Here is a 26,269-nt window from a genome sequence, read left to right as displayed (position 1 = left end):
AGGATCTTTGATTTCGTCCAAAAGTAGAGCTTTTAGGGTAATGTTTGGGGTAATATAAGGGGTACATCTTTGTTATATATAGTCAGTTTTGATATTGCTAAAAGGATGTAACTATAAAAAGTTATGTTCTTGTCTGAGAAGTGTCGTTATAGTGAGACGACATTTTTTAGGAAGGAATCAGAATGTTTTTTAAATCTCAATTATAGCTCAACCATTATTAAGTTTTCGATAATTATAAATTTAGACTTGCCTAAAAATAATATTACAGCAATATTTGTTGGCGTAATTAGATTGATCAAAATGAAATATTTCATATAAGCTAAAAAAATGAAAGCTATTTTTTCTTTTTCGTTGGTAATGCTGACGATGGCTATGGGGGCATTTGCCCAGAGCGCGTCAATTATAGGAATTGTACGGGGCCCGGACGGACCGGTATCGCTTGCACAAGTTGGTTTGGAGGGGACTTCATTCGGAACGGTGACCGATAGTGACGGCCGTTTTGAGATTACGGGAATAGAAGCCGGTGATTATCGTTTGGTTTGTGCGTTTGTGGGGCTAAAAGATTATCGCCGTGGAATCAGTTTGCAAAAAGGAGAGCTACGTGAGGTCAAGATATCCATGGCGGAAAATTCCAAAGAACTTGAGGCCGTGGTAGTGACAGGGACCAGAACGCAACGCAAGATAACCGATAGCCCTGTGGCGGTGAATGTTTTGAATGCCCAAACACTGAGTTTTACACAATCATCTACGCTTTCGGAGGGCCTGTCGTTTCAGCCAGGATTACGTATGGAAACCGATTGTCAAACATGTAATTATACCCAGTTGCGAATGAACGGTTTGCAGGGTGGATATTCGCAAATTCTGATCAATAGCCGTCCGGTTTTTAGCGCTCTTACGGGGCTATACGGTTTGGAACAGATTCCGGCCAATATGATAGATCGGGTGGAAGTGGTTCGTGGTGGCGGTTCGGCTCTTTATGGTTCCAGTGCGGTGGCAGGAACGGTAAACGTTATTACCAAACGCCCAAAAATGAGTTCGTATTCGGTTTCGAATAGCCTTTCGCTTATCAATGGCAACGTGCCAGATAACATGCTGAACGTTAACGCTTCGGTGGTTAATGAGGAAGGTAATGCAGGGATATCTTTTTTCGGATCTAGAAGGACTAGAAACGATTTCGATGAAAACGGAGACGGTTATTCGGAAATGCCGAAATTAAGGACGAACTCTTTCGGGATGAACGCTTTTATGGAATTAAGCGATCGGGCTACGTTGGGCGCCAACATTTACAGTATTTATGAATTTCGTAGGGGCGGAAACAAAATTAACGAGGCTCCCCACCTTGCTGACCAATCGGAGGACAGAACACATAATATTATTATCGGAGGTTTGGACTTCGAGTATAAAGGTGACGATTGGGATTTGATGGCTTATATTTCTGGTCAAGATACTAGGCGGAAACATTACACCGGAATTAATAACTTTGATCAAGGCGAAGCCCCTTTGGAAGCTTATGGAAATACAAAAAACTATACGGTAATCGGTGGTTTTCAGTATAACAGAACCCTTTCTGATTTTCTGGGAGGAAAGAATATTTTATCCTTTGGTGGAGAAGTTAAAACCGATTATACATTTGATGAGATTAAGATTTACGATTACCTAATCGATCAGCGAGTGACCCAAGGCGGTGTTTTTGCGCAAAGCGATTGGGAAATGACTAGAGGTTTAACGTTGCTGACAGGAGTTAGACTTGATCAGCATAATTTGGTAGACGGGGTTATCGCTTCCCCAAGGCTGAGTTTGCTTTACAAGTGGAATGATTTCCAGTTCCGCGGAGCCTTTTCGACGGGTTATCGCGCCCCGCAAGCTTTTGATACTGACCTTCATATAGCCTTTTCTGGCGGAGGTGTTACGTTACCAGAAATTGATCCCGATTTAAAAGAGGAACGTTCAAGAAGTTATACTCTCTCGGTTAACTATGACCGTTCGAATGAAAATTATATTTATGGCTTCACATTGGAAGGATTCCGGACTCGCCTTATAGACACTTTTGTTTTTGAAGAAAAAGGAGAGGATGCTAACGGTAACACGATAATGCATAAGCACAACGGTGGAAACTCAACTGTGATGGGAGCCACGTTGGAGTTAAGGGCTAACTATCAAGAAAAAATTCAGGCGGAAGCGGGCTTGACATTACAGAGTAGTTTATATGATGACGAACAGGAATTTTTAGCTGGTTTACCTTCGACAGACGAGTATATGAGAACGCCCAAGCAGTATGGGTTTTGGACCTTGACTTATTTCCCAATGCCTGAAACGTATATATCTCTTTCGGGTGTATACACAGGAAATATGATAGTTCCACATATGGCTGGTGCGCCTGGAGTTACGGAAGATGAGTATTTTGATTCTCCTGATTTCTGGGAAACGCATTTGAAGATTTCCAAGGAGTTTCATCTTGATCGTATAGGACAACAGATAGAAGTTTTTGCAGGGATACGAAATGTATTTAATGCGTATCAAGATGATTTTGATAAAGGAAAAGACCGGGACAGTAACTACATTTATGGGCCATCGGCTCCTAGGACTTACTTTTTCGGAGTGAGGTTTGGGATTTTAGACTAATATTTTTTCGGTTTCCAGATAAAGGGTTGGTCAAGAAGAGTATTTTATCTTGATTGAAACGTCTGCTTTGAATAAGGCGGACGTTTTTTTCATTTTAGGGATGTGATAAGGCGATTGAAGTCGTTTTATAAAAAATCGGAAAGAAGGGAAGGTATGGAGAAGTTAGGAAGATTTTTGTTATTGGTTCTTTTGGCCGTATCGGTTTGGTCGTGTTCCGGAGATGATGAGGAAATCGTGGAAAGTGTTCCAATGATTCCTTTGGAACCATCTACGCCCATTCCGCCTGTCGAAAAGCCTGATTCTGTTCCTGAGGGCAGGGTGATTATGCAAGCGTTTTATTGGGATGTGCCGGCCGGAGGTACTTGGTGGCAAAAAATCGAATCGAAGATTCCCGCCTGGAGTGATGCCGGTATAACGGCGGTTTGGCTTCCACCTGCAAACAAATCGCAAAGTGGCGGTTATTCGATGGGGTATGATCCGTATGATTATTACGATTTTGGGAAATACAACCAGCATGGAACGGTGGAAACGCGTTTTGGATCTGAAGCGGAACTTAAAAGTCTAATAGAAACAGCCCATGGAAAAAAGCTGGAAGTGATTGCCGATATAGTTATAAACCATAACAGCGGTGGAGCCTCCGAATATAATAAATGGAAAGGTGAAAATACGTGGACAGACTTTAGCCCGAAATCGGGTAAGTTTATCAGACACGCTGAGCATTTTCATCCGAATGGAATTCATGAAAGTGATGAAGGCACTTTTGGCGGATTTCCCGATTTATGTCTTGATAATGCTTATGTGCAGGATTGGTTATGGAAGCGAGATGATTCCGTTGGAAAATACTACAGGGATGTAATGGGTTTTGACGCTTGGCGTTTCGATTATGTGAAAGGTTTCGCTCCGTGGGTAGTTAAGGAATGGAATAAGGCCATAGGCGGTTTTAGTGTGGGGGAATTCTGGGATGGTGATGTGCAGAAACTCTATGCTTGGGTAAAAGAATCCGAAAGCCCGGCGTTTGACTTTCCTTGTTTTTATAAAATGGATGAGGCGTTTGACGGAAATGATTTTACAAAACTAAATAGCGATATGCTTTGGAAACGTGATTCGGAAAAGGCGGTAACGTTTGTGGCTAATCACGATATAGAACACCACGACGGCGCCAGAATCTGGAATAAGAATTACGCTTACGCATATATCATGACGCATCCGGGAACGCCTTGCCTTTTCTATCAAGATTATGAAGAATGGCTAGATAAAGAGGCGCTGAATAAGTTAATTACGATTAAACGGACATTAGCAAAAGGAGATGTCACCGTTCTTCATATTGATAATGACGAATATGTGGCCCGTCGTGAAGGAGGTTCTGGTTTAATAGTTTTCTTGAACGGTTCAGACCAGACAAAAAGCAGAAAAGTATCAACCCTCTGGGCTGGGAAGAGAATCAAAGATGCTACGGGAAACAGCGATAAGGTTTTGACCGTAAACGCCGACGGAACCGTTTTCGTGGAATGCCCGAAAGAAAACTATACTGTTTGGACCTTGGCGGAATAACCGTATAAGAGCTTAATCTAATTAGGGTTTACTGAAAAAGCCCAGAGGGCTACCCAGCTAGGATATTTTGCCAGACAGTCTTTTCCTGTTTCTTTTCGCCGTCTTGAAGCCATATCCCGTATTTCCAGCTCAAGAAAACAAGGTCAAAAAAGATTTCGCTCTGAAATCTTTTCAAGTTGGCCACGAAGAAAATGCAGGCGATCCATGAAAGCGAAGTGTCCGCTCTCCTTGCCTGTATTTTGTCCAATCCGAGTCCCCGTTTCACTTCCCCGAATTTTCCTTCCGCCCTGCTTCGGTGCCGTTGGTGAAGCGCCCGGTTTTCCTTGCGTTCCCTGATTTTTTCGGGACTTGAGGGAGGCCTTCCCAACGGGGAGCCCACGAATTCCACACCCGCGCCGGACATGGTCTGCCGGGCGTTCCTGTTTCCGTAAATCTTGTCCCCGACGAATTTGCCGAGCTTCATTTCCGGGTTTCTCTCCCCGAAACTGTCGATGTGCCCGCGGATCACTTCCGCGTCACCCTCGTAGTAAGCGTCCCATTGCGCCTTGTCCAGATAGGAATAGCCTTCGTGAAGGCTTACGGACAATTTGGCGCCGAACTCGGTGTCGCTTCCGTTTTTGCCCCGGACTATCGGCCGGACATGGGGCTGGAAGACGTTCACGATGCGGCCGTCCACCCTGTTGGCACCGGTCTCCAGCATGAGCGACTGTTGCCTGGCGATTTCGTGAAGCACCATCAGAATCTTCAAAAACCTGCTTTTTAGGCGTATAACGCCCTTGTTGGCCTCTATGAGGCTGTCGATATGCCGTAGGTTCCGTTCCAGATAATTCAGCTGTCGGCGTGCGCACACGCGCCAGAATTCGGCTCCTTTCCTCTTTTTTCTCGTCGCCCCGACATATTCCCTATGGGCTTTATCCCGGTAAGTCCGGGGCTTTTTGGATAAACCGGAATCCCTGGCGACGGGCCAAAGGAGGTCGATGATTTTCTCCGACTGCACCCTCGCCGTAGCCAACAGCCCAAGGTCCGTGGGGTATGGAATCTCTTGCGGCGCCACCGTCGCGTCGCAGGAGACAACCCGCTTGTCATCTTCGGCGTCCCCGGAATGCCCGTCTTTGGACCCTTCATCCCGATCGCCCTCCGCAATACGGATCCCCTCGTGTTGCAAAAGCGAACTCATCCTGTTAAAATCCCCGTACCCGAGCCGCTTGCGGACCGTCGTGAACAGCGAAGGGTCAAAGGCCTTTTCCGTGGTGAACGAGCCGAGTCCCACGAAATACTGGAGATACGGATTTTCTTTGATTTGTTCTATCGCCTCGGCGTCCGAAACGTTCAGCTTATGCTTCACGATCAGCGCGCCGATGACCAGCCGGGCCGGTTTGCACGGACTGCCCTTGCCCGTCGACATTTTCGATTCGTAGACCAAACCCAATTCCGCCCAGGGGATGGAGTTGGCCAACTTCACCCATCTGTTTTCCGGGTTAAGGCGCCCTATTTCCGGGTCCAAAAAACCTTCTATACTCAATTGCGAGGAACTTGTCTTGATCATAGGTGCAAGGGAAAAAATGCTCTCAGTCCTTTCTAAGGCCAATTTACGAATATTCCCTGTGCTTTGGAAAGGGAAACAAGCTACCTAATCCACTGATAATCTTGTGGTTTTTACTTTTTCAGTAAACCCTAATTAGGAGGGGAAAATCGAATACGGTTTTCCCTTTGTTTAAAAGCTTCCGTCGAGTTCTGTTTTCAGGATTTTTTCCCTTCCTTTTTTCTATGTTTTAAAAATTGGCGTCCTCCAAGCGCTATGCCACCAGCAAGAAGTAGCGATGCGCCACCGTCAATAGGAACGTTAGGACTGTCGGGACCATCAGGTCTTCCGGGATCTCCAGGGTCGCCAGCGTCGTTTGACTCGGTACTCGCATCCATTAAAGAAGGCTGAGAAGGTCCAAGCCCCGTAACGTCTTGGGCTATAGTATTATTACGGTATGAACTTCCTGCAAAAAGGATTAATGATAACAGGGTCAGCTTCGCTACTTTTCGACTTCGTACCATTCTTAAGCTCTGTTATAGGTGAAGGGTGTGTGGAATGAAGAAATTAAAGTTGTGGGCGATTTTTTCAACTTTATATTTGGTGGGTGGTCGTCATTTTAATATAATTTTTCCGGTGTGGACTGTTTCGTTTATCATTGTTCTGTAAATGTATATCCCTGCCGGTAAACTGCCTCGGCTAAGTTTTACAGCACTGATCCCGGCTTTAAGACTTTTACTCGCATTAATGAGTTTATTGCCGTTGGGGGCGTAAATTGAAATCGAGATGTCAGAACTTTTTTCCATTTTGAATTCGAAGAAAAAACCTTCGGAAACGGGATTGGGGTAGGCTGATACAGAATAGCCCGAACCGTTATAAATCGTTTTGTCTTTTGCTACGACTTCAAAAGCATTTAATTGGTCATCGTAAGCTAAAGATTGGGTTACGGAAGAACTGATGTTGAGCTGTAGGGGACTTGTTTTTTTATCCAAAATCGAAAACTCCAGTCTTAGGAAATCATTCGGAATAATCCCCTCATCATCGGTCCATAAAAATGGTAATTTTCCGTTTTCGATTTCTTTCGCATTAGCTTCGGCTCTTATTCCGTCTTTAAACGAAAAATCACTCAGTCTCAAGGCGTCAGGGTTCCATTCAAGGGTTGATTGCATAGCCTTTAGCGCAAGAGGAGAATCGGTGGAAATATGTACCGTGATTAAATCACCGTTTGTGTCAGAATTGTATTTTAGAGTGACGTTTTCTTTATCCATCCTATTCTCGGTGGATGGTTCCGAATTGAAGGGATCCCCTTTTCTTACTGCCCAGAAAGTGGCTTTGTTTTGTTCAGGACCAAGCTCCATTTCCAGTTTAGGGTCGATTGAAGTATAGTCGTATGTGTTTGCCGAAATATTCTTATCGGGAAAGAAATGCCAAGTATCTTCCTCCGGGCTTTTGAAATGGCCTTGTAAGCCAAGAATAACCTGTCTCATAGATTGGAGGTCCGCAGTAGAGACTTTTCCGTCGGCATTTACGTCCATTTGTGCGTCGGAAAAATAATTGGGGTGGAATGACTGCAAAATATATTCTCGAGTCTTCAATAAATCGCCGACAGAGACGTAAGCGTATCCGGTGTTATCGGCAGTTGCGTTTACTGCTATTTTTTTCCCGCTATAAGATGAAATATCGAGTTTGTTACCATTTTCGATATTATATTTTTCCGTGTTATCATCTTTATTAACCGTATAGGTTACGTTTTCGATATTAACATTCTGATACGGTACAAGCCGTATAGAAAGATTAGTTTCAGGCATCTCAGATATATGACAACTATCTGGCGCTAGGGCTTCTGTTAGGTAAGTTGTATTATCGTTAGCTCTTACGGTAGCCTTAATTTCCGATACCTTTAAATTGGTTTCATTGCTATTTGGGTTTAATTCAAAAGTAAGGTTTGCCAGCACGCCGTTATTTGCTAGAGAGAAATCAACCAAAGCGTTATTATATGTCAATTTCAGCTTTCCTTCCTCAGCGCTTGGAACGATATTAATGAATTGGGATTCTGTTTTTAGCAAACGCATTTTTTTGCTGTCCCACGTTACTATTCCCTCAAAATGCCTGACGTTTTGAAACCCTTTCGCCTTTAATGGCACTTTGAATTTTTCTGTTGCGGGAGCCTTTAACGTGTCCGGTATCCTGACTGATAAGTCTGGTGCATATGGTTTCTTTCCGAGTATTATTTCAAATCGGTCTTTGAGCTGTATTGCTTTCTCTGCTAAAGTGAATGTATAAACGCTGTCGGAAAGTCTCGTTATGTTTCCGGTTAGCTTGTCTTTAAGCCGAATATCCTTGTCTTTGAGAAGTGTAGAAGCATCATGAAAACGAAGCCGGTGAATGCCTGCGGGTATACCATGCAGTATCAGGTGAACCTTTTTTTGGTTTTCCGGGAATGGCATAATATTGATAGCCAAAGGAGTATAATCTCCAATAGCCGGAGTGGTGGCAATCTGTTTTGAAATAAGTGGTGGCATATACACATCTTCCTCATCGTCAAATTTGGCGGAAGCCTTATCCGTAAATGCCATTACGGTTTGATAAATAGGTTTTTTATTTGTCTCAATATTTAATCGAAAGTATTCCAGGTCGGAAGGGGGGGGATTTTCTGTTCTATAATTTTTTGTGTCAGAGTTTGGGTCGCCATTAGTGTATCGCATATTTGGCTTTAGTATCAAGGTGGCTTTACCCTCACTGTCGAAGGCCCCATTATTCGACTTTGTTTTTACAAAAAAAGCTTGACCGGGAGCTATTGCAAAATCACCGTTAAGGTGTTGCCTTTGGTCTATAGAATTATCGAGGTAAGCGTACACCTTATGGCTATAGCTGTACAAATCGTAAGACTTTGTTTGGGCGTCCCTTACGAGTATCGTGTTTCGAAACATGCTTGAGTTAGCCGTCCCGTTTGATACCCCAAGTCGCAGTTTTTTCATTGATAAAGGAAACGGGTAGGGATTGGCCAAAAGATTATATCCGTTTCTTGATCCGTTGTCTGGTGTGCTCGGGTCTTCTGCGGAATAAGTAAGCGGGACAGAAATGTCCTCATATAGATACAGCTCGCCTATTTCGCTGTATTTAATCGAGCCATCCGGGTTTATCACTCCTTCAGCGGATCCTTTTTGAGAGGCCGGGGCTTGTCCTTTTACATAGAAATAGTTAGTGAATGCCAAACCGGGCTCGATCAGCGGATCGGTCCAATTAGTATGGTCGGTCCATTGGTATTCCCCTTTTGCGTATTTTTTTTCATCGTATTTTAGCACGGTGCTCGCCGTACCGCCTTGAAAAACTCCGGCGTAAACGGAGTTAGACCAAGTCTCCAAGGTATTGTTTTTTGTTATGGGAGCAATTAGATACCATCCTCTGGTCCGTCCGTCTGGATGCACGTCATAGTAACGCTCTATTTCGAAAGGTGCGGGCACGCCGTCGCCGAGTTCTATTGGAACGCTTCCGCTTGGAATTACGAAAGCTTTCTTGCTTGCGGAACTTAATATTTTGATTGGTGCGCCGTTTATCGTGACTTTTTTTGCGGCGGTAAGTGTTAGGTTGCCCGTTATTGTTACGTTATCGAATATATAGTTCGCCTCAGCGTTATTGACGTTAATGTTTTCCTGTTCGCCCGAGTATATAAAATCCTTAATTATAGGTGTTCCACCTGGGTTAGTGATTTTATCGGGGTTGGTTATACTGCCGTCATTATCCACTGTTCCGCCCGGTAGAATAATGATTGGTTCGTTTACCTCAAGGGTGGTGCATTCAGCTATATATAGATGATTTTTTACTTTAATCTGCTCGTATGTGAAAAGATCGATCGATTCTATATCAAGACAATCCTCTCCGCCTTTTTCCAATCTTAGGTTGCCGTACCCTTCACCGAATTTGCCGTTGTGATAACCGTTTACAACCTCGGTTAGATACATCTTTTTTGTTTCCGAAATATTGTCATTATCGTCTCTGGGACGCATAATTACGGTTGAACTCGCATTACATACTATTGTACTGCGTGATGTGCTGTATTCGTGGAAGGAGCTATGTTTGTCTCCGTTCGGTTCTTCGGTAACCAAAGAACCCGTAATAAGCGTTGAATTAGACTCCAAGTACATATAGGCTTCACTGCGATTAACCTTCTCGGTGTCGTAGAAGAAGCCGTCCGTTACTTCGAGTTTCTTACCCGATTTTATATATAATTCAATATTGTTGGTATACGGATCGTTTGAGCGTCGATTGGAGAAAACAATTCTGCGACACTTGAAATTCCCATTGACATGAACCTGTGTCCAGGTATTTCTTTGGTTCGTGAAAATCACAATATCATTTGGTCCGGGAATTCCTTGGTTGGTTGATCCTTTATGGAAAGTGCCATTTGAGCTTATAGAGCCTTTGCTCCAGTTTCTGGGATCACTCCAATTATTATTATAGTAGCCTCCCCAATACGCCCAGAACCAAATATTCACACCTGAACCTGCGGATGGTTTTGGGTAAAAAGGGTTGTTGCTTTGAATATTATTTATGTCCTCATTATCTGGATTCTGTGCGAAAGCTCCCAGAATTGTTAGGCATGAGAGTAAAAGGGTAAAGAAACTCGTTCGCATAGCGTCTCTGTTTGTGATCAAAGCAAATATAATATATCATTTGGGTAGGGAAGTATAATCTATGTACTAAATATTTATATTCGTATAGATGACAATAATAATATATAAAATAGCTTTTGATATCAGTTGTCGTTTAGATATAGATGTTGATTTATACGAAAAGTCATTATTATTCGCCTTTTAAGTGATTTATTTGATTTTAAATATAATTAAGTAAATCATTTAAGCGGTTTTGATTTTATATAATTACATATATCAATAAATATTGTAATACTGTAAGGTGAATACATTAAGGTATAATTCAATGTGTTTTTGTGGTTATTAGATAGGTGTGTTAATAGTTAATGGTATTATATTGTCTTTTTCTGATTGTGGCTTAAAATATGACGAAAATCATTGATTTAAAAAATACAATGAAATTTTTGAGAATAGCGGTATTACAAAATTGAAATGAATATGATATTCGATAATGTATAATAAGGTTGAATTGGTGTGAAAACAGAATAGATAAGAAGCGATACAAGGCGTTTTTCGTTTAATCTTTCTATCGCTCCAGCGGTTTTTCCAGAATAGAATTGACACTGTTTAATCGGCATAATAAATACGTTTTCCCATGTTATGTTTGACCACCTTCAGGGCTTATTCTTGGGTCAAGTTCCAGACGGACAATCGGTATTTGTGAAACAAGTGGATGTTGTTGGAAATGCTCTTCTATACTTGTAAATGGTGTTTTTGCTACTCGCTCTCTAAGTGCCATCAAAGGAGTTCGGTAATGATCCTGAGGGATAGATTTTATTTTTTGGATAACGGTTAGAAGAAGGTGGAAAATGAATTGAGCTTCCTCATGGAAGTTTCGGTATTGCAACCTTAGCAACTGCCGGAAAACGTACTCTTTTCTTGGTAACTCGAAAAGGGCATCCGCAAAACCTAGCTGGAGGGGTAGCGGATCATAACCTTGTATTCCCCTAACGTTGTGCAGACCGTAAAACCGCTGAATAATCCGGGCGGGTTTGAACGGGTTGCTGATAAAGTCTTCGATAAAGGTGTTGACATGTCGCATCAAGTGACTTTCCATACTTTCCTTAAAAGCTTCAAGTTTTCTTCGGTCTCTTCCCAGTGATTCCGTTAGATCATAAACATTGGCGGCGGAATACCCTGTAAGTTTAAGGTGTTTTACCTGTGGGTCTTTTCCTTTATATAGCATAAAGTTTTGCGTCCTGTTAGTATTCATAAATCCACAGCTTTGGTCGATACCATGGACGGTCTTCGTTTCTTGGTCATAAAGCAAATTGCTGGCATGGAACCATCCGCCGAAACGATCGAAGTTGCCGATCAATAAATCGTTTAAATAGAGTTGGCCCAAGGCCTCCATAAAGTTTGCGTCTTTGATCAACGGCTCATGATATTCGTGACGGACTTTATCTAAGTTGTCTTTTCTATATGTTTGTTCGTCTGGCGAGGCGGTCTCCATTATCCTGTTTTTCTCCGCCGTTGCGTATAGGTTTGGCGTTTTGCCTGGACACCTTTCCCAAAGGATCGCTACATAAGAGTGACGCTGGAATCTTCGTTGTCTCACTATGGTCAAGACAGAGGCCAGGGTATCTCGCTTCTCGGTGAGGTATTTCGACTTGTCTGCGGGGCTAAGGCCGTCGATGTGAGTGACGGCTTCGTCGAGTTTGGTTTCTAGAACATCCATTTCCTCACTGTCGGAAGTGAGTAGTTTGCCTTTTGGCGTGTCTATCCTGTCACCGATTAGCCTTGTGAGTCCGGCGGCGAATACTTCCCGGTCAGCCTCCTGCTCCAGGCGGTGGTCTTGGAGTAACTTCAGGGCCAATTGTGTTTGGTGTCCGCATTGGAAAAAGAAGATGTCGGCGAAGGCTCCTTTGGTGGGGACCGTAAGGGAAAACATATCCGCAAGTTCGATTTTGTAGTCGGGTTCGGCAAAGACCGTTTGTGCGAAATATTCCTGTGTTTCGGTATCTTCGTCTGTTCCCGGACTTACCCAATGGGAGGAATGGGCACGGACTTTTTTTGCGGGAGTTTGGAGTCTTGAGATTTCCATTGGGGTCAGGCTCAGTTCTTCGCTTGCCCCCGCTTTGGGGGTACCAGTTGGGAGTTCCAGTACAAAAAAGGCGTCTTCATTTTTGTCTGAAAGCGGTCTTGCCTCTCTAAAAGGGAGGGTTTCCAACGGGTTGTGAACGATCGTCGTTGCTGGCCCCAGTTTTTCAAGCCTGTCCTCTTTCCGCATTTTGCCAACTGTTTTCGAATGCAGTTTCCATGCGCCTTCCTGATCGTATAAAACATCAACACATTCGCAAGCTTCGTAAAGCATGCCCGCAAGGTGGGTGTGGAATGGGCTGGCGCTATACGCGTGTTTTTTCTCCGTATCGCAAGCAAGGAATTTTGGAGCTTCAAGATTGGTTGGGAAAGTGATTCTAGGAGCTCTGGCTCTTCGGCGATTATGTTGATAGTCAAGAAAGATCTTTCCACCCGACAAATGAGGATGCGACCTCGGGGTGCTATGCGGATCTAACACAACATGGATCTTTCGGCCTGTTATTCTCATCTTTCCTGATAGCCGATCTAATGTTTTGGTACCTGTCGGGCCCAGCGCCATTTGCCAGAAATGGCTTCTGAAAATATCCAGATCACGTTTGGCCGGCGCTTTACCGTCAGGTCCGGTAATGATCAGCTGATTGGCCATGATGTTTGACAGGTGCGAATATTCACTGGGCTTAATGTCTTGAAGGGATTCAGAGTCCATCGCCGCGCCTCGCATTTCGGCCGTAGGGTAATGTTTGTCCCCCCACGTTTCCACAAGTTCCAGCCATTCCACCTGAAGGTCTTTCTGCAATTGGTAAAGGCAGTCATCCTCAGGCTCTTTGTATTTGGAAAGCCTGGGAGGGAAATGCCCGAAATATTGATTGATAAGCGTTTCGATATTTCGCAGAGCCGACATGTGCCTTGCGATATTTTCGCTGATTCGGGTGTCTTGTTCTGGACTGGTGGATGTTGCGCTGGCCAATCGTTTTGATATCTCTTTGAAGCGCTCAAGGTCTTCAATTTCTTTTGTAATTCTACTCCAAAGCTGACTGGCTCCGGGCCGGGCTATAACCGGTGATTTGGAGGCAAACTCCGCCGAACCGATCATACGTTGCACTGGCATAGTGGGACAAACGGGCGGAAGAACGGCTCGTGCGTCGGGTGACCTTTTTCGGTCAGGCCGGTCGGTATGTCGTTGGCGGGAAGAGAACATGTCAGTTGCCGGGACTACAGCGCATACAGAATTCAACCTCCTATTGTTCAATAGGTTTGTGCAATGAAATAATAGTCGGTTTCTCCCGTGAATTTCGCTTAGGCTGAAAACCTTACCATATCCTTTTGCTGTTATGCTCTTGTACGTTTTCAAGGATGATTATGCTGAGAGCCACCGTTTTGTGTTTCGTTTTCTGTTTCGCTTTCGTTTTGGAATCATTTTCCGATTCCGGAAAAGAAGGAAAGTCAGGCGACGGCCAAACTTGGACAGTGGCGGCCGTAGGAGGCAGGGACGTTTTCGGTGGTATTACGGGCTTGAGAGGAAGTTTTGCTTTGGCCCGCCGTTGGGAACTGTCCGGAACTGCCTTATGGCATCCGACTGACGGAAGATGGTACGGCGGGGTTGGAGGAGGTTTCGCTCCCATTATTCTCGGACCGTGGCGCAGTGCGGTACATGTCGATTTGGGCGTACAGAACAGTTTTGTGTTGGTAAGGCCTAGCTGGCGTAATCGGCTAAGTTTAAACGGGGAGGATTGGAGATGGGGAATCGTATCGGACTTTTACGTAAGAGAGTCAAAATTCGCTTGGAACGCGGGAGTGTTTTTCTCGTTCTGAGTCTTTGCTTGTGCTTGACGTCGTGCGATTTTTTCGATTACGATGTCTGGGAAAAGCATAAAATCAAGGCTGGTGACCATTTCAGCGGATTGGGTGTGGAACAGGTTAGTGCCAACACGTTGGCTTACAAAGTACGCTTTGACAGCACTGTGGTTTATGATTTGGGAAACGTTAACCAAGACGACATCAATAAGCTGTTCGGTTTTTCCGGAAGTTTCAGGCATCACCAACAAGAATCCGCCAGGTTTGGGTGGCGATGGAATCTGCAGAAAGAACAGGTTGAGATTTTTGCCTATATGTACATCAATGGCAACAGGATTTCGTACCTGATGGGCGAGGCCGATGTCAACGAGGTGAACGAATATAGGATACACCTGACCAAAAACGGGTACCATCTTAAGTTTAAGGGGAACCACAAATTCTATAAAGCGCCCGCTGGAGTGGTACAGTTTAGATACAAACTTTTTCCATATTTCGGTGGGGATCAACCGGCGCCGCATGATATGACTATCCACATGAAACGTATTTATGAGTAAAAGGTATTAGGCTGGCTGAGAGAGCCAAATTTTGAGAATGTGGGCTAAGATTGTCCTCTATGGCAAGCAGAAAAAGGAGCGTGGCAGGGAAGATAATGAAGGTGATTCTATGGGTCATCTTCATAGTTGTGTCCATTCCTATCGGCGCCATTTTGTTTCTGGATTTTAAACCGATCAGACAGGCAATAATTAAAAAAATCTCCCAAGTTACCGAAGCCAGATACGGGCAAGCGGTAACATTGGAGGATTATAATTTGCAATGGCCGCCGGGCGTCAGCCTCAAAGGATTGTTTGTTCCAGACCAACAGGGGGATACGGTAGTGGCCTTGAAAAGCCTAAAGGTGAAGGTTAATCTGATTGAGACGATTGCCTCTGGGAATGTCGGGATTACGAGTTTGAATCTTCAGCGTGGCCGAGCTTATCTGATCAGAAGAAACGGGGAGTTTAATTTTCAATATCTTTTCGGTGCCCCGACAAAGGCTGATACAATTCCCAAGCCCCAAAAACCGTCGAACTTTGGTCTTGATGCCGGAAAGGTTGTGCTGGATTCGGTTCGGGGTTCTTTTGTTGATGATGTTTCCGGTTTGGACTTACAATACGAGGTGAGTCATTTGAATTTGGAAAAAGGAAAAATCCGGCTAGGAGAGTCTGAATATCGCGTAAAGAAGCTCAGCTTGGAAGGTGGCCGGGTTTTTCTTGGACTATCGCCCACCGAAGAGGAAATAGAAAAAAGAGAAGAGCGGGAGGAAGAGAGAAAAGCCGAAGGCGAGGAGCCCGCCGTACCGCCTCGGATATTCGTGGATAATTTCCACTTGGGAAAATTGGAGTACAAGATGGTGCTGGATTCTTTTCCGATGCTGGATTGTGCGGTCGATAGTATTAGGGGGCGTCTGACAAAAGTCAACCTCCCCGAACAGACAATTACGGCCGAATCCATGTGGTTGATGGGCCCGGATGTGACACTGAGGCTTGAAAAAACGAAGCCGTCGGGAAGGCGGGAAAGTTTGGAAAAGGAAATACGCCAAGAAAAAGGAGAACCGACACCCTCTATCTGGACCGGTTTTCCATGGACTTTTGAGCTGAAACGATTCGGGTTGACAGACGGCGCTTATGAAATGCGTGAAGAGGGACGTAAAGCTCAACCCGGAATTTTTGATCCATTGGCGATGGGCTTAAGGGGTTTGGACTTTGAGACCGGGCTGGTCCGGTTCAAGTCTAACGATTTTGTGATGTCAGTAAAAAATCTGAGCGCAAAGGAGCGTTCGGGGCTGAGTTTGGATAAGCTGAGTTTCGTTTTGAAAGCCGGAAAAGAGAAAACCACGTTGGGTTCCTTTTATCTGAAAACCCCCAATACATATATCGATCAAGAAGCTATTTTCAGATATAATTCCCTGGACTCCCTGTTTGTATATGACCCGATTCCTCCTGTTGTCCTAAAGCTGAATTTCGGTAGGGGAACCTATATTGGCAGTAAAGATCTTTCCTACTTCGGAGTAAATTCTCTCAACGGATTTGGCTCCCAACTAGACGTGGAAGGAAACGTTTCCGGTGATGCGGAACATATCGCTCTGACTGGATTTCGGGTCGGACTGGATACATTGGTCCAAAGCCGGTTTTCGGGGCAGGTTTCCGGATATCGGTCTGGTCAACGGATTATGGCGGAATTGTCACTGGACTCCCTATCGGTGAAAGACGAGGTTCTTTATACGCTTTTGGGCGGGCGCGACAGTACTTCCCTGAATCTACCGCCTAGTTTGGGGCTTACAGGAAAAATTGGAATCGATACGGCGGGAACAGTCGCTCAGGTTAATTTGCAGACAGCTTGGGGGGATCGGATACAAGTGAAGGCCGACGCTAAAGACAGTCTTTACACTGTCGAAACGGAGCTTGAAAGAGTGGCTCTGGGAAAGTGGCTTGGCAGTCAGGAGCTAGGGGATATGCAAGCGACGATAAAAGCGAAAACCTTGGGGATTTCGCCCCGTACTATGGACTCTGAGCTTCGGTTTGATATTAACAAGCTTATGTTCAGGGAAGAACGATACAGGAAGATTTCGCTTGACGCCCAATTTGCCGATGATTCCTTGAAGGCCACACTCGTTTCCGCCAATCCTCTACTGAATTTTAATATCGATACGCACCTTTCTTCAATTTTTGAAAAGCCAAAGCTTGACCTTAAAGGCAATTTCAAAAATCTGGAACTTAAGTCTTTGGGCTTGGTGAATGACACCACCTTTCTGGATTTTAAAATCTCTGCGGAAATGCAAGGCGCAAGTACCTCGGCGACTAAAGCGCAACTTTCCATTAATGATTTTAATTGGGAATCTCGCACACAGTTTCTTCAGTACGATAAAATGGGACTGACTCTGGATCTGGATTCGACAAAAGTGGAGATGGATGTCGAAGGCGGATTGATGGATGGGAAATTTAGAGCCAACGCAAGTTTGGATAGTCTGGTTTCAGGCATAAAATCTTATGTTTCTTCCTATTACAAACTAGGGGACATACAGCGAATGCCTCAGAACGATTCGTTGAGAGTAACAGCTGACTTTGATATTAACGTAAGTGAATTGGCCGATGGAGGTTTGTTTTCTTGGGCCGATTCAATGTCAAACGCCAGCTTGAAGATGGATTTTGACGCAATGAAAAGAAGCATGACGCTTCGGGCGGATTTGGTTGCGTTAAAGAAAGGAAGCGTGAAGATGGATTCCATCAGCGTGGATATTACTGGAGTAGAGGATAGCCTTGGTTACCTTGCCCGAGTCGGGAGTCTTTTCTTGTCAGATAGTGTCGAGATTGGTACTGTGGGGCTGACTGGAGTTGTCAGGGGAGATAGTTTGACTACCCGTTTTTTTTCATCGGATGGGAAAGGGAACACGCCGTTGTCATTGGGCGGGACATTTAGGTCGGGAAAAGAAGATACTTATTTCAATTTGGATGGGACGCAACTTATTGGAAGTAACGCTTGGAGCCCGAAGGCTGGAAACCGATTGGATTTTGTAAAAGGAGGCGTATTGTTTAAAGACTTCGGTTTGAGTCGAGATTCAGCTTCTTTTTTCCTCAATACAAGAATAGAGAGTCAGGATACTGTCAATTATTTGGTTGTAAAAGAGCTGAATATGGACAGTTTGACGCAGTTTCGGGCCAAAAAATCACTGATAGGGGGTATCTGGAACGCTAATTTCCAATTCGGCACAAATAACCTCTTTTTAAGGGGAAGAGTTAGTGATTTGGGGATTTTGGGCGTCCATATCGGGGATCTGAAAGCTGAAATCGATAAGGATCCAAGCTCGGAAGGAATCAGTTTTGGCTGTGATTTGACCGGAAAATCCATTGGCATGGCTGTGAAAGGAGAAACCGGTAAAAATTATATCGAAACAAAACTGAAGCTGGACCATCTTGACCTTCAACCCTTTGGATCGCTACTGAAAAAACATCTGAGCGAAGCGTCCGGAACGTTAAGGGCAGACTTGGATTATCGGCAGGTTTATGGAAAAAATGATATAGAAGGAACCGTCACTTTGGATTCGCTTACGGTGACTCCTGTATCTATCGGAAGTCAGTTGACCGCTGATCATGCGGAATTGTCTTTGGATAAGGAGGGAATCCATTTCAAGGATTTTGTTTTGACAGATAAGTCGGGGAATAAGGCCAGCGTGACCGGAAGCGTGCTTACCACTCATTTCTCAAAATATGATTTTAACGTGGATATTTCCCTTAAGGATTTTACAGCTTTAGACTTACCCAAGAATACGGAATCGCCATATTACGGCAAGCTGTTGCTGAACAACAGAACTCAACTTCGGGGTCCTTTGTCAAATTTGGACATAAACAGTACGTTAACGGTCTTGAATGGAACAGATTTCACATTACAAAACTTGGAAGGGGGAATCAAGCGGTTGGATACAGGGGAGGGAGTGGTCGAATTCGTAAATATCAATGCGGAGGACACGCTTAGGCGGTTCGCTAAGATGTCGGCGGTGGAAGCGTTTCAGCAGGCGACTTTCGGTTTTGGGGTAAAAGCCAATATCACGATACAGCAAAAGGTAAAGTTGGCTTATATTTTCGATCCTTTTTCTGGAAACGATTTTTCCATTACAGGCGGAGGCGATTTCAGCTTTAATTACCCCAAACGGGGAAGTATGGCTTTGACAGGAAACTATGAGGCGACGGACGGAAGCCTTAAGATTTCGCTTTACAATCTTGTGGCGAGGGATTTTAAGGTTAAGCCAGGCAGTAGGGTTTCATGGTCCGGAAACCCCACAAAGCCCCAGCTCGACGTAACGGCGGTGTATGAAGTGAGAACTTCGCCCGTAACGTTGTTGGCTTTGGAGAGCGCATTGGAACAACAGGCTATTGAGCAATATTCCCGGGCTCAGGTTTTTTATCTTAATATAAAAATGGAAGGCGACCCGGAAAACCCGAAAATCACCTTTGAGGTGGAATATCCGGATGTAGACGGCAATACGGGGTCGCCTGATATCAATACGGCCGTAAACCAGCTTAATTCAGACGAAGCGCAGTTGAACAAGCAGGCCTTTGCATTGATATTGACACAGTCGTTTGTGGGGGAAAGTCCGTTAGACATTCAGGGGAATACGCTCCGAGGGAGCCTGGCCAATATTCTCAATTCCCAACTCAATAATTTGTCGAAAGAATACATTAAAGGCACGGAAGTTAATTTTAACGTGGAGTCTTATGATGAATATGACGGAAACGGTGATAGACAGACGCGTACAGACTTGGGAGTTTCGGTAAAACAACACCTTTTTAACGACAGGCTAACCGTTCAGCTTGGCGGAACATTCAACTTGGAAGGGCCTTCTGAGGAAACGGATGAGGTAAGGAATGTCGGTGGCGACGTGATTGTTTATTATAAGATTACGCCGGATGGACGCTTTGTGGTTAAAGCCTTTAGGATGAATGATAACGGCGAAATTTTTAGTCCGGATGTAGTAGAAACAGGTTTTTCGGTGATTTATAAGAAGACATTTGGCCTAGGCAAAAAGAAGAGGAATAAGAAAGGAAAGAAAGAGGCTGGAACAAAGGAGGAAAAAGAGGAATGAGTTAACACATTTTCAGAGGTGAATTCACGTGCCGGGAACGTTTATTGTTTTGGTAAAGGGATGTTTCGGCCAAATGGTCGAGGGTACTTTTCCTCAATAGAAAATGGCAAGGATTCCGGGTTCGTATTTGATTTTTATCGTGTGTTTAGGGCTTTTGGGGGCCTGTAACACCCGCAAATACCTGATGCCTGGGCAATTGTACTACAACAAGTCGGAGGTAAAGGTTTTTGGTAAAGATTCGACCAAAGTGCCGATCAGTATAAAGACCGAACTTGACGGTCTTCTCATCTCCAAACAGCGTGGTGTGATACTGGGTAGCAGAGTGGGCGTTTGGATGTATGAGCAGAGGAAACGGCACAAACCGATTTTGGGCTTTATATATAAGCAATTCGCTAAGCCACCGCTTTATTTCGATTACAATAAAGTTAGCCAAGTATCGAGACTATTGGAGAACAGGATGGGCAATCACGGCTATTTCGGTACACGGGCCGAATTTGATACGGTAAGGCACCGTAACGGTGTTGATGTAAAGTACCGTGTTTATCCGACTGTTCCTTACAGGGTGAAAAATATTACGCTGGACGTAAGTACGGAGACCGTAATAGATAGTTTGGTTAGGGAAGCGTCTGGTAAGACATTGCTGAAGCCAGGCCAAAGGTACAATCTGGCGCGAATGCGTAAAGAACGAACACGTATTACGGAATATGTAAGGAATAGGGGGTATTTCTTTTTTAACGACAATGATATTCTTTTTCTGGCGGATTCCACTGTAGGGCACAGGCAAGTGGACCTTACATTGACTCTGAAAAAAGATATTCAGGCACATGATACGCTGATTTATCATACCGACACGGCTCGGGTGTATTTTGTTCACCATGAACCACCGGATAGCCTCAAGGAATTACACCTTCACAGTAGCGTAAAGAAAGATGTCAGATTCTTTTCAAAAAGAAAGAAAACAACCAGGTTGAAGGTTATCTATCCGGCGATTTATATGAAGCCAGACAGCCTTTATCGGTACAGTAATTATCAGCGTACGATTAGGCATTTGTCGGGTTTGGGAGTTTTCAAGTTTGTCGATCTTAGGGAAAACGCGAACGATTCCACACGAATCATACAGCCGGATATTTTCCTGACGCCGGGCAACCCGAAGTCTGTTCAAGTGGAATTGGGAGGTTCCACCAATTCCGAAGGCTATGCCGGGCCCGAGCTTTCTTTGGCTTATAATCATCAGAATCTATTTCGCGGAGCGGAACACTTTACTTTTCAGTTGAAAGGAGGATTCCTTAAAGAATTTGGCGAAAGCAGTGATTTTGACCGGATTTATTGGCTGGGAGTCAACGCTAATCTAAACATTCCGAGGTTTATACGGTGGATCGGAAAACCGCCGGAGACCAAAAACTTTATTCCGTTGACCAAGATCGGAGTGTCAGTACAGCGATACGATTTCTCGTCGATCCTGACTTTGGACTATATCAATACGACCTTCGGATATCAGTGGCAAAAGACTTCGAATTATATTAATCGTTTTGATCCGATTTTTATTAGTTATCAGCGCTCGCCCAATAGCGACTCTATTTTGATCGATCTGAAAAAACAGTTTCCTCTGTTGGGGCAAAGTATCGAAAATCAGCTGATTATAGGTTCGAGTTATAAGGGCACTTTTTATTCATCATTGGACGTGCAGGAAACCAATCGGATTTATGACGCGTTCACAATCGATGTTTCCGGAAATATTCTCTACGGATTGTTTCGTATTACAGATCCTTCGAGAGATGTGGATAAGGAACCGTATAAAGTGCTGGGCCTTGACTTTTCACAATACTTGCGTTTTACGAACGATTTCAGGTATTATCTGCGAACCAGCAAGAGGTCAAATATCGCGACACGGCTCCTGCTCGGTTTGGGTGTGCCTTGGGGAAATTCCAAATCCTTGCCTTTTATTATGCAATACTTTATCGGTGGGCCAAACGACTTGAGAGGCTTTAGGACGCGTACTGTCGGGCCGGGTTCGTATCAACCGCCGGACAGTACGGCTACGACTTTTTTCGGGCAAGGTGGAGATATTAAACTGGAAGGAAACATTGAGTATCGCTTTCCGATAGCGGGAATTTTTAAGGGTGCCGTATTTGTGGACGCTGGTAACATCTGGTTGGCGAACAATGACCCTGACCGTCCCGGCGGAAAGTTTTCCGCGGATAAGTTTTATAAGGAAATCGCTGTCAGTTCTGGGGCTGGGCTTCGGTTGGATTTTAAAGTTGTCGTTATCCGGCTAGACTGGGGTATTCCTTTACGAAAACCTTACTTGCCCGAAGGGAAGCGGTGGGTAATTGACAAGATTGATATCGGAAGTTCTTCGTGGAGAAGCAAGAACATTATTTTTAATTTTTCGCTAGGATATCCTTTCTGATTTCACTGGGATTTTTGTGCTCTTTATTCTTTTAATACATGTTTTCAGTCATGTAATTTATGTATTTGTATATGCGACTTATGAGTGTGGTTTTCTTATAACAGATGGCCATTAATATGACCTTATGAATGAAAAAAACACCTTTTTAATGCTTACTAAAATAATTTAGCTAAATTAGTGACTCGATTTCAGATATTATGCTGATTCAAAAATAGGATATATATTTGGGAAAAGGCTTTTATAATGTTCATACATATTGAAAAAACAATAATGTAGGATTTATCCCGGTAATGATTCGGGGATGAGTTTTTTGACTTGGAAAGCTTTGTTTTTAAAACCCAAAATACTTGTTTTTATGTTACGATTCTTTTTTTATTCTTTAATCGCTACGGTCGTGTGGTCTTGTTCATCAGGAGCACATGAAGGGAAGAAGGCAACCTCTGATAAGCTGGAAAAACCGGTGATTGTAGGGGAGTGGAAGCATATTTTTAATCCTAATGACACACGTTCAGATATAGATACTACTTGGTACACGAACGATCACTGCTTCGCCAAAGGTCCGGACGGAAAATGGCATGCTTACGGTATTATTGGCCACAAACCGATTGATCCGTGGAAAGGCGAAACGAAGTTTTTTCATATAAGCGCCGACAAGTTTAACCAAGACAAGTGGGAAGATCATGACTACGCTCTACGGACAAAACCGGGAGTGGAGAAGGTCTTGTGGGCACCTACGATTTTTCAGGAACCGGCGTCGGACGTGTCGCATATGTTTTACAACATCGGGAATATGCAGGAACATGCCCGTAAGTATACCTCATGGGGTTTTCTGTGTCGGGCCGATTCCAAAGATATGTTTGAGTGGAAACGCCATCCGCTCAACCCTCAATTCAGTGATCCGGGCCACGCCCGCGACGCTTTTGTGATGAAGGATGGGGGAAAGTACTATTTCTATTACACACGGGCTTACACTGAGGTGGATCGCCGGAGCTCGGTAGGTTTGCGTACCAGCCCAGACCTTGAGCATTGGAGCGGACCCCGTATTGTGCATTCGCAAGATTCGTTGGTTAGCACTTGGGCGGGGGGATCAGAGTCTCCGTTTGTGGTGAAACGCAGAAATATCTTTTACCTGTTTGTGTGCAGGGCTCATCCGAAAGGTGACTATAACCAAACCCATGTGTATTGGTCGAAGGATCCGGAGGATTTTCCTCTTGAGAACTTGGTTTGCGAGTTGCCTACGCACGCTTCGGAAATCATAAAAGTGTCGGATAACGAATGGTATATATCGAATACAGGCTGGGATAAGAAGGGACTTTTTATAGCTAGGCTGGAGTGGCAATAAGCTAATGTAAAACCGCTTTTACACATTACAACAATTTTTCGATGAAATCACTAGAGAGACTTTCGATTTTGACTGCGGTATTGCTTGGCTTGCTCTTTCAGAGCTTCCGAACGCAGGGACAGTCAATAGACAAAAATAAATATATAGGAATGCCGGTAGGCGGTATTGCTACGGGCCAAGTTTACCTAGGCGGTGACGGCCAATTGTGGTACTGGGATATCTTCAACGTTTCCTCGGTTGATCCTGGAAAAAACGGAGGTGACCGCTTCTATATGAATCCGATGACTCAGGACAATAAGTTTGAGAACGGATTCGGAATTACAGCCAGAATTGGCGATGAAATTTACACTAGGCGCCTTAACCGTCAAGGTTTTTCCAATATCGAATTCAATGGCGAGTACCCAGTAGGCAAAGTCCGTTTTGAAGACCGAAGCCTACCGTTCGCCGTCGATCTGGTTTCTTATTCGCCGTTTATCCCTACCGACGCGGAGAATTCCGGACTGCCGTTGGTGGTTATGGAGTACACTGTCCGTAATACGGGCGACAAGAAAATGAGCGTGGATATGTACGGTTGGCTACAGAATATGTCTTGCCAATTCAGCGCGGCCAAAGACAAGGGCCAACCTCGCAATACGGCCGTTCAAGGAGATGGGTTCGTGCGGGTATTTTGCGATAATACACAGCGTCAGGAACTGCCGGATTGGGGCGATATGTCGCTTACGCTTTTGGGAAAAGGACAGGCGTCGGCGTCGGCCCACGAGGACAGAGGCGTAGGAATCTATAAAGGAGGAAAATCAGAGACGGCTACCACTAAGCCGGGGATTAAGCTGGTAGGTGGCGTGAGCGGAAAAACGGTTTTGGAAAAAGGCGATAGCGAGACCTTCACGTTTGTGTTGAGCTGGAACTTTCCGAACGTTCACCTTTGGGACAGGGCGCATAACTGGAAAGGAAGGAAGAACCTTCGGCATTATTATTCTTCGAAGTTCAAAAACTCTTCCGAATCGGCCGATTACTTGATGCGGAACGATTGGCTGATGGCCGACACCAAAGCCTGGAACCGCACATGGTACGATTCGTCATTGCCAAGATGGTTTCTGGACAGAACATTCATCAATGTCAGCACTTTGGCTACTACCGCTTCCGTTCGTTTTGACGACCTTACGGATTCGCCCGAAAACGAAGGCCGGTTTTACGCTTATGAAGGTGTCTATCTGGGCCCGGGCACGTGTACCCACGTGTTCCACTACGAACAGGCTTTGGGTCGCGTCTTCCCGGATCTTGCCAAAAAGCTCCGTACCCAGATTGATCTAGGCCTTTCTTTCCGTGATAGCGGGGTGATCGAATATCGTGGGGAATTCAGTAAAATGGGGCATCATGATGGCCGGGGCATGGCCATTGACGGGCAGGCCGGTACGGTGATGCGCCTTTATCGCGAGCACCTGATGTCTACCGACAATAGTTTCCTTGTTCAGAATTGGAAGAAAATCCGTCAGTCGATCCAGATTATGATCGATCAGGACAAGGAAAAGACAGGCCAAGCCGACGGAATTCTCGAAGGCAAGCAATACAATACTTTGGACCGTACGTGGTACGGAAAAGTGGCCTGGACCAGTGGCATGTACGCCGCGGCGCTTCGGGCGGGCGAGGCTATGGCCAATGATGTTGGCGACAGAACCTTTGCGAAACAATGCTCTTCGATCGCTGAGAAGGCTTACCGCAATATCGACGAGGAGTTGTTTAACGGGGAGTATTATTACCAGAAACTCGATCCGGAACACCTTGATGCTCCTAATACTAATAAAGGTTGCCATATCGACCAATTGTTGGGACAATATTGGGCCTCTCAGTTGGGACTTGGTTATATCCTTCCGGAAGAAAATGTCCGCAAGGCGCTTTCTTCAATCGTGAAGTACAATTTTGTTGATAACTATGAAGCTTATCTGGATACAGCAACTATAAAAGTTCGACGTTATTATGCAATAGACGATGAGAGCGGGCTTATAATGTGCGCTTTCCCGAGAGGCGGAGCCGATTTGGCGCCTGGTAAAATTAACAATGATTGGGAGCGTCTGGTAGTCGGATATTTCAGCGAAATGTGGACCGGGCAAGAACACCAAGTGGCGGCGGCTCTGATAGACGAAGGAATGGTTGCGGAAGGACTGAAAGTGGAGCGTGCCCTGCACGAACGCTATAGCCCTGAGAAACGCAATCCGTATAACGAGGTGGAATACGGAAACCACTACACCCGGGCCATGAGCGGTTACGCTCCGTTCGTTTCGGCCAGCGGATACTTTTACCATGGGCCGGAAGCCAGAATGTCTTTTAGCCCGAAAATGAACAAAGAGGATTTCAGATCAGCGTTTATAGCCGCTGAGGCTTGGGGAAGCTTTGCGCAGAAAAAGCTGAACGGAATCCAGACGGCTACTTTGGAACTGGCCTATGGACAAATGAATCTGAAAGAATTGGGGCTTGATGTTCTTTTGGAGGGAAAACCGAAAAAGGTGACACTCTTGGTTAACGGCAAGAAAACCAAGGTTAAGCATTCGGTGAAACAAGGGAAAATCAAACTGAGCTTTGCCAAGAAAATCCTGAAAAAAGGGGATGACATAAGGGTAGAGATTCAGGCATAAAAATAAAACGGCGAATTGCCGGCGGACGGTCAATGTTCAACTGGTCGAGACAATCATAAGCAAAATGGACGTCCGCCCGGCCACGCTGT

Annotated in this window: 12 protein-coding genes; 8 read left to right on the top strand and 4 right to left on the bottom strand. The window is 44.8% G+C overall.

The features are described from left to right. Positions 1 to 327 precede the first annotated feature (327 nt). Both AABK39_RS22780 and AABK39_RS22775 read left to right on the top strand, forming a co-directional pair. Positions 328 to 2,622: a TonB-dependent receptor gene (locus tag AABK39_RS22780; protein WP_338395520.1), complete on the top strand. Its 2,295-nt coding sequence runs from the start codon at positions 328 to 330 to the stop codon at positions 2,620 to 2,622. A gap of 153 nt (positions 2,623 to 2,775) precedes the next feature. Then, positions 2,776 to 4,173, top strand: coding sequence for an alpha-amylase (locus tag AABK39_RS22775; protein ID WP_338395519.1), 1,398 nt, complete (start codon positions 2,776 to 2,778; stop codon positions 4,171 to 4,173). Positions 4,174 to 4,222: 49 nt separating this feature from the next. Here the strand turns inward: AABK39_RS22775 and AABK39_RS22770 are convergent, their stop codons facing one another. The 4 genes from AABK39_RS22770 to AABK39_RS22755 form a co-directional block, all read right to left on the bottom strand. Then, on the bottom strand, positions 4,223 to 5,719 hold the full coding sequence (locus AABK39_RS22770; RefSeq protein ID WP_338393039.1) for an IS5 family transposase: 1,497 nt from the start codon (positions 5,717 to 5,719) through the stop codon (positions 4,223 to 4,225). 194 nt (positions 5,720 to 5,913) lie between these two features. Further along, positions 5,914 to 6,219 (bottom strand): PID-CTERM protein-sorting domain-containing protein, encoded by a 306-nt coding sequence (locus AABK39_RS22765; RefSeq protein WP_338395518.1) that lies wholly within the window; start codon positions 6,217 to 6,219, stop codon positions 5,914 to 5,916. 90 nt (positions 6,220 to 6,309) lie between these two features. After that, complete coding sequence (locus tag AABK39_RS22760; protein ID WP_338395517.1) at positions 6,310 to 10,329, bottom strand: T9SS type A sorting domain-containing protein; 4,020 nt, start codon at positions 10,327 to 10,329, stop codon at positions 6,310 to 6,312. A gap of 616 nt (positions 10,330 to 10,945) precedes the next feature. Next, complete coding sequence (locus AABK39_RS22755; RefSeq protein ID WP_338395516.1) at positions 10,946 to 13,495, bottom strand: hypothetical protein; 2,550 nt, start codon at positions 13,493 to 13,495, stop codon at positions 10,946 to 10,948. 245 nt (positions 13,496 to 13,740) lie between these two features. Between AABK39_RS22755 and AABK39_RS22750 the strand changes: the two genes are divergently transcribed. The 6 genes from AABK39_RS22750 (at position 13,741) to AABK39_RS22725 (ending at position 26,180) form a co-directional block, all read left to right on the top strand. Continuing rightward, entirely contained in the window at positions 13,741 to 14,199 is a 459-nt protein-coding gene (locus AABK39_RS22750; RefSeq protein ID WP_338395515.1) for a hypothetical protein, read from the top strand. Further along, entirely contained in the window at positions 14,169 to 14,735 is a 567-nt protein-coding gene (locus AABK39_RS22745) for a hypothetical protein (RefSeq protein WP_338395514.1), read from the top strand. The genes AABK39_RS22750 and AABK39_RS22745 overlap by 31 nt, the downstream gene beginning before the upstream one ends. Before the next feature lie 59 nt (positions 14,736 to 14,794). Beyond that, positions 14,795 to 19,798 carry a translocation/assembly module TamB domain-containing protein gene (locus tag AABK39_RS22740; RefSeq protein WP_338395513.1) on the top strand — a complete coding sequence of 1,668 codons (5,004 nt, stop codon included), beginning with the start codon at positions 14,795 to 14,797 and terminating at the stop codon, positions 19,796 to 19,798. 103 nt (positions 19,799 to 19,901) lie between these two features. Beyond that, positions 19,902 to 22,208, top strand: a complete 2,307-nt coding sequence (tamL, locus tag AABK39_RS22735) for a translocation and assembly module lipoprotein TamL (RefSeq protein WP_338395512.1) — start codon at positions 19,902 to 19,904, stop codon at positions 22,206 to 22,208. A 355-nt stretch (positions 22,209 to 22,563) separates the two neighbouring features. Continuing rightward, a complete protein-coding gene (locus AABK39_RS22730) occupies positions 22,564 to 23,550 on the top strand; it encodes a glycoside hydrolase family protein (protein ID WP_338395511.1) in 987 nt (328 codons plus the stop codon). Between the two features lie 41 nt (positions 23,551 to 23,591). After that, on the top strand, positions 23,592 to 26,180 hold the full coding sequence (locus AABK39_RS22725; RefSeq protein ID WP_338395510.1) for a GH116 family glycosyl hydrolase: 2,589 nt from the start codon (positions 23,592 to 23,594) through the stop codon (positions 26,178 to 26,180). Positions 26,181 to 26,269: the final 89 nt, after the last annotated feature.

It is taken from the genome of Fulvitalea axinellae (assembly GCF_036492835.1).
GTDB classification, from domain to species: domain Bacteria; phylum Bacteroidota; class Bacteroidia; order Cytophagales; family Cyclobacteriaceae; genus Fulvitalea; species Fulvitalea axinellae.
Note: the sequence above shows the minus strand (reverse complement) of the source record. Positions and strands in the feature narration are given on the sequence as shown.

Bases quoted from the DNA above. Each gene is read 5' to 3' on its own strand.
- tamL (WP_338395512.1), top strand. From the start codon at position 19,902: ATGGCAAGGATTCCGGGTTCGTATTTGATTTTTATCGTGTGTTTAGGG.
- AABK39_RS22755 (WP_338395516.1), bottom strand. From the start codon at position 13,495: ATGCCAGTGCAACGTATGATCGGTTCGGCGGAGTTTGCCTCCAAATCA.
- AABK39_RS22765 (WP_338395518.1), bottom strand. From the start codon at position 6,219: ATGGTACGAAGTCGAAAAGTAGCGAAGCTGACCCTGTTATCATTAATC.
- AABK39_RS22770 (WP_338393039.1), bottom strand. From the start codon at position 5,719: ATGATCAAGACAAGTTCCTCGCAATTGAGTATAGAAGGTTTTTTGGAC.
- AABK39_RS22725 (WP_338395510.1), top strand. From the start codon at position 23,592: ATGAAATCACTAGAGAGACTTTCGATTTTGACTGCGGTATTGCTTGGC.
- AABK39_RS22750 (WP_338395515.1), top strand. From the start codon at position 13,741: ATGATTATGCTGAGAGCCACCGTTTTGTGTTTCGTTTTCTGTTTCGCT.
- AABK39_RS22775 (WP_338395519.1), top strand. From the start codon at position 2,776: ATGGAGAAGTTAGGAAGATTTTTGTTATTGGTTCTTTTGGCCGTATCG.
- AABK39_RS22780 (WP_338395520.1), top strand. From the start codon at position 328: ATGAAAGCTATTTTTTCTTTTTCGTTGGTAATGCTGACGATGGCTATG.
- AABK39_RS22760 (WP_338395517.1), bottom strand. From the start codon at position 10,329: ATGCGAACGAGTTTCTTTACCCTTTTACTCTCATGCCTAACAATTCTG.
- AABK39_RS22740 (WP_338395513.1), top strand. From the start codon at position 14,795: ATGGCAAGCAGAAAAAGGAGCGTGGCAGGGAAGATAATGAAGGTGATT.
- AABK39_RS22730 (WP_338395511.1), top strand. From the start codon at position 22,564: ATGTTACGATTCTTTTTTTATTCTTTAATCGCTACGGTCGTGTGGTCT.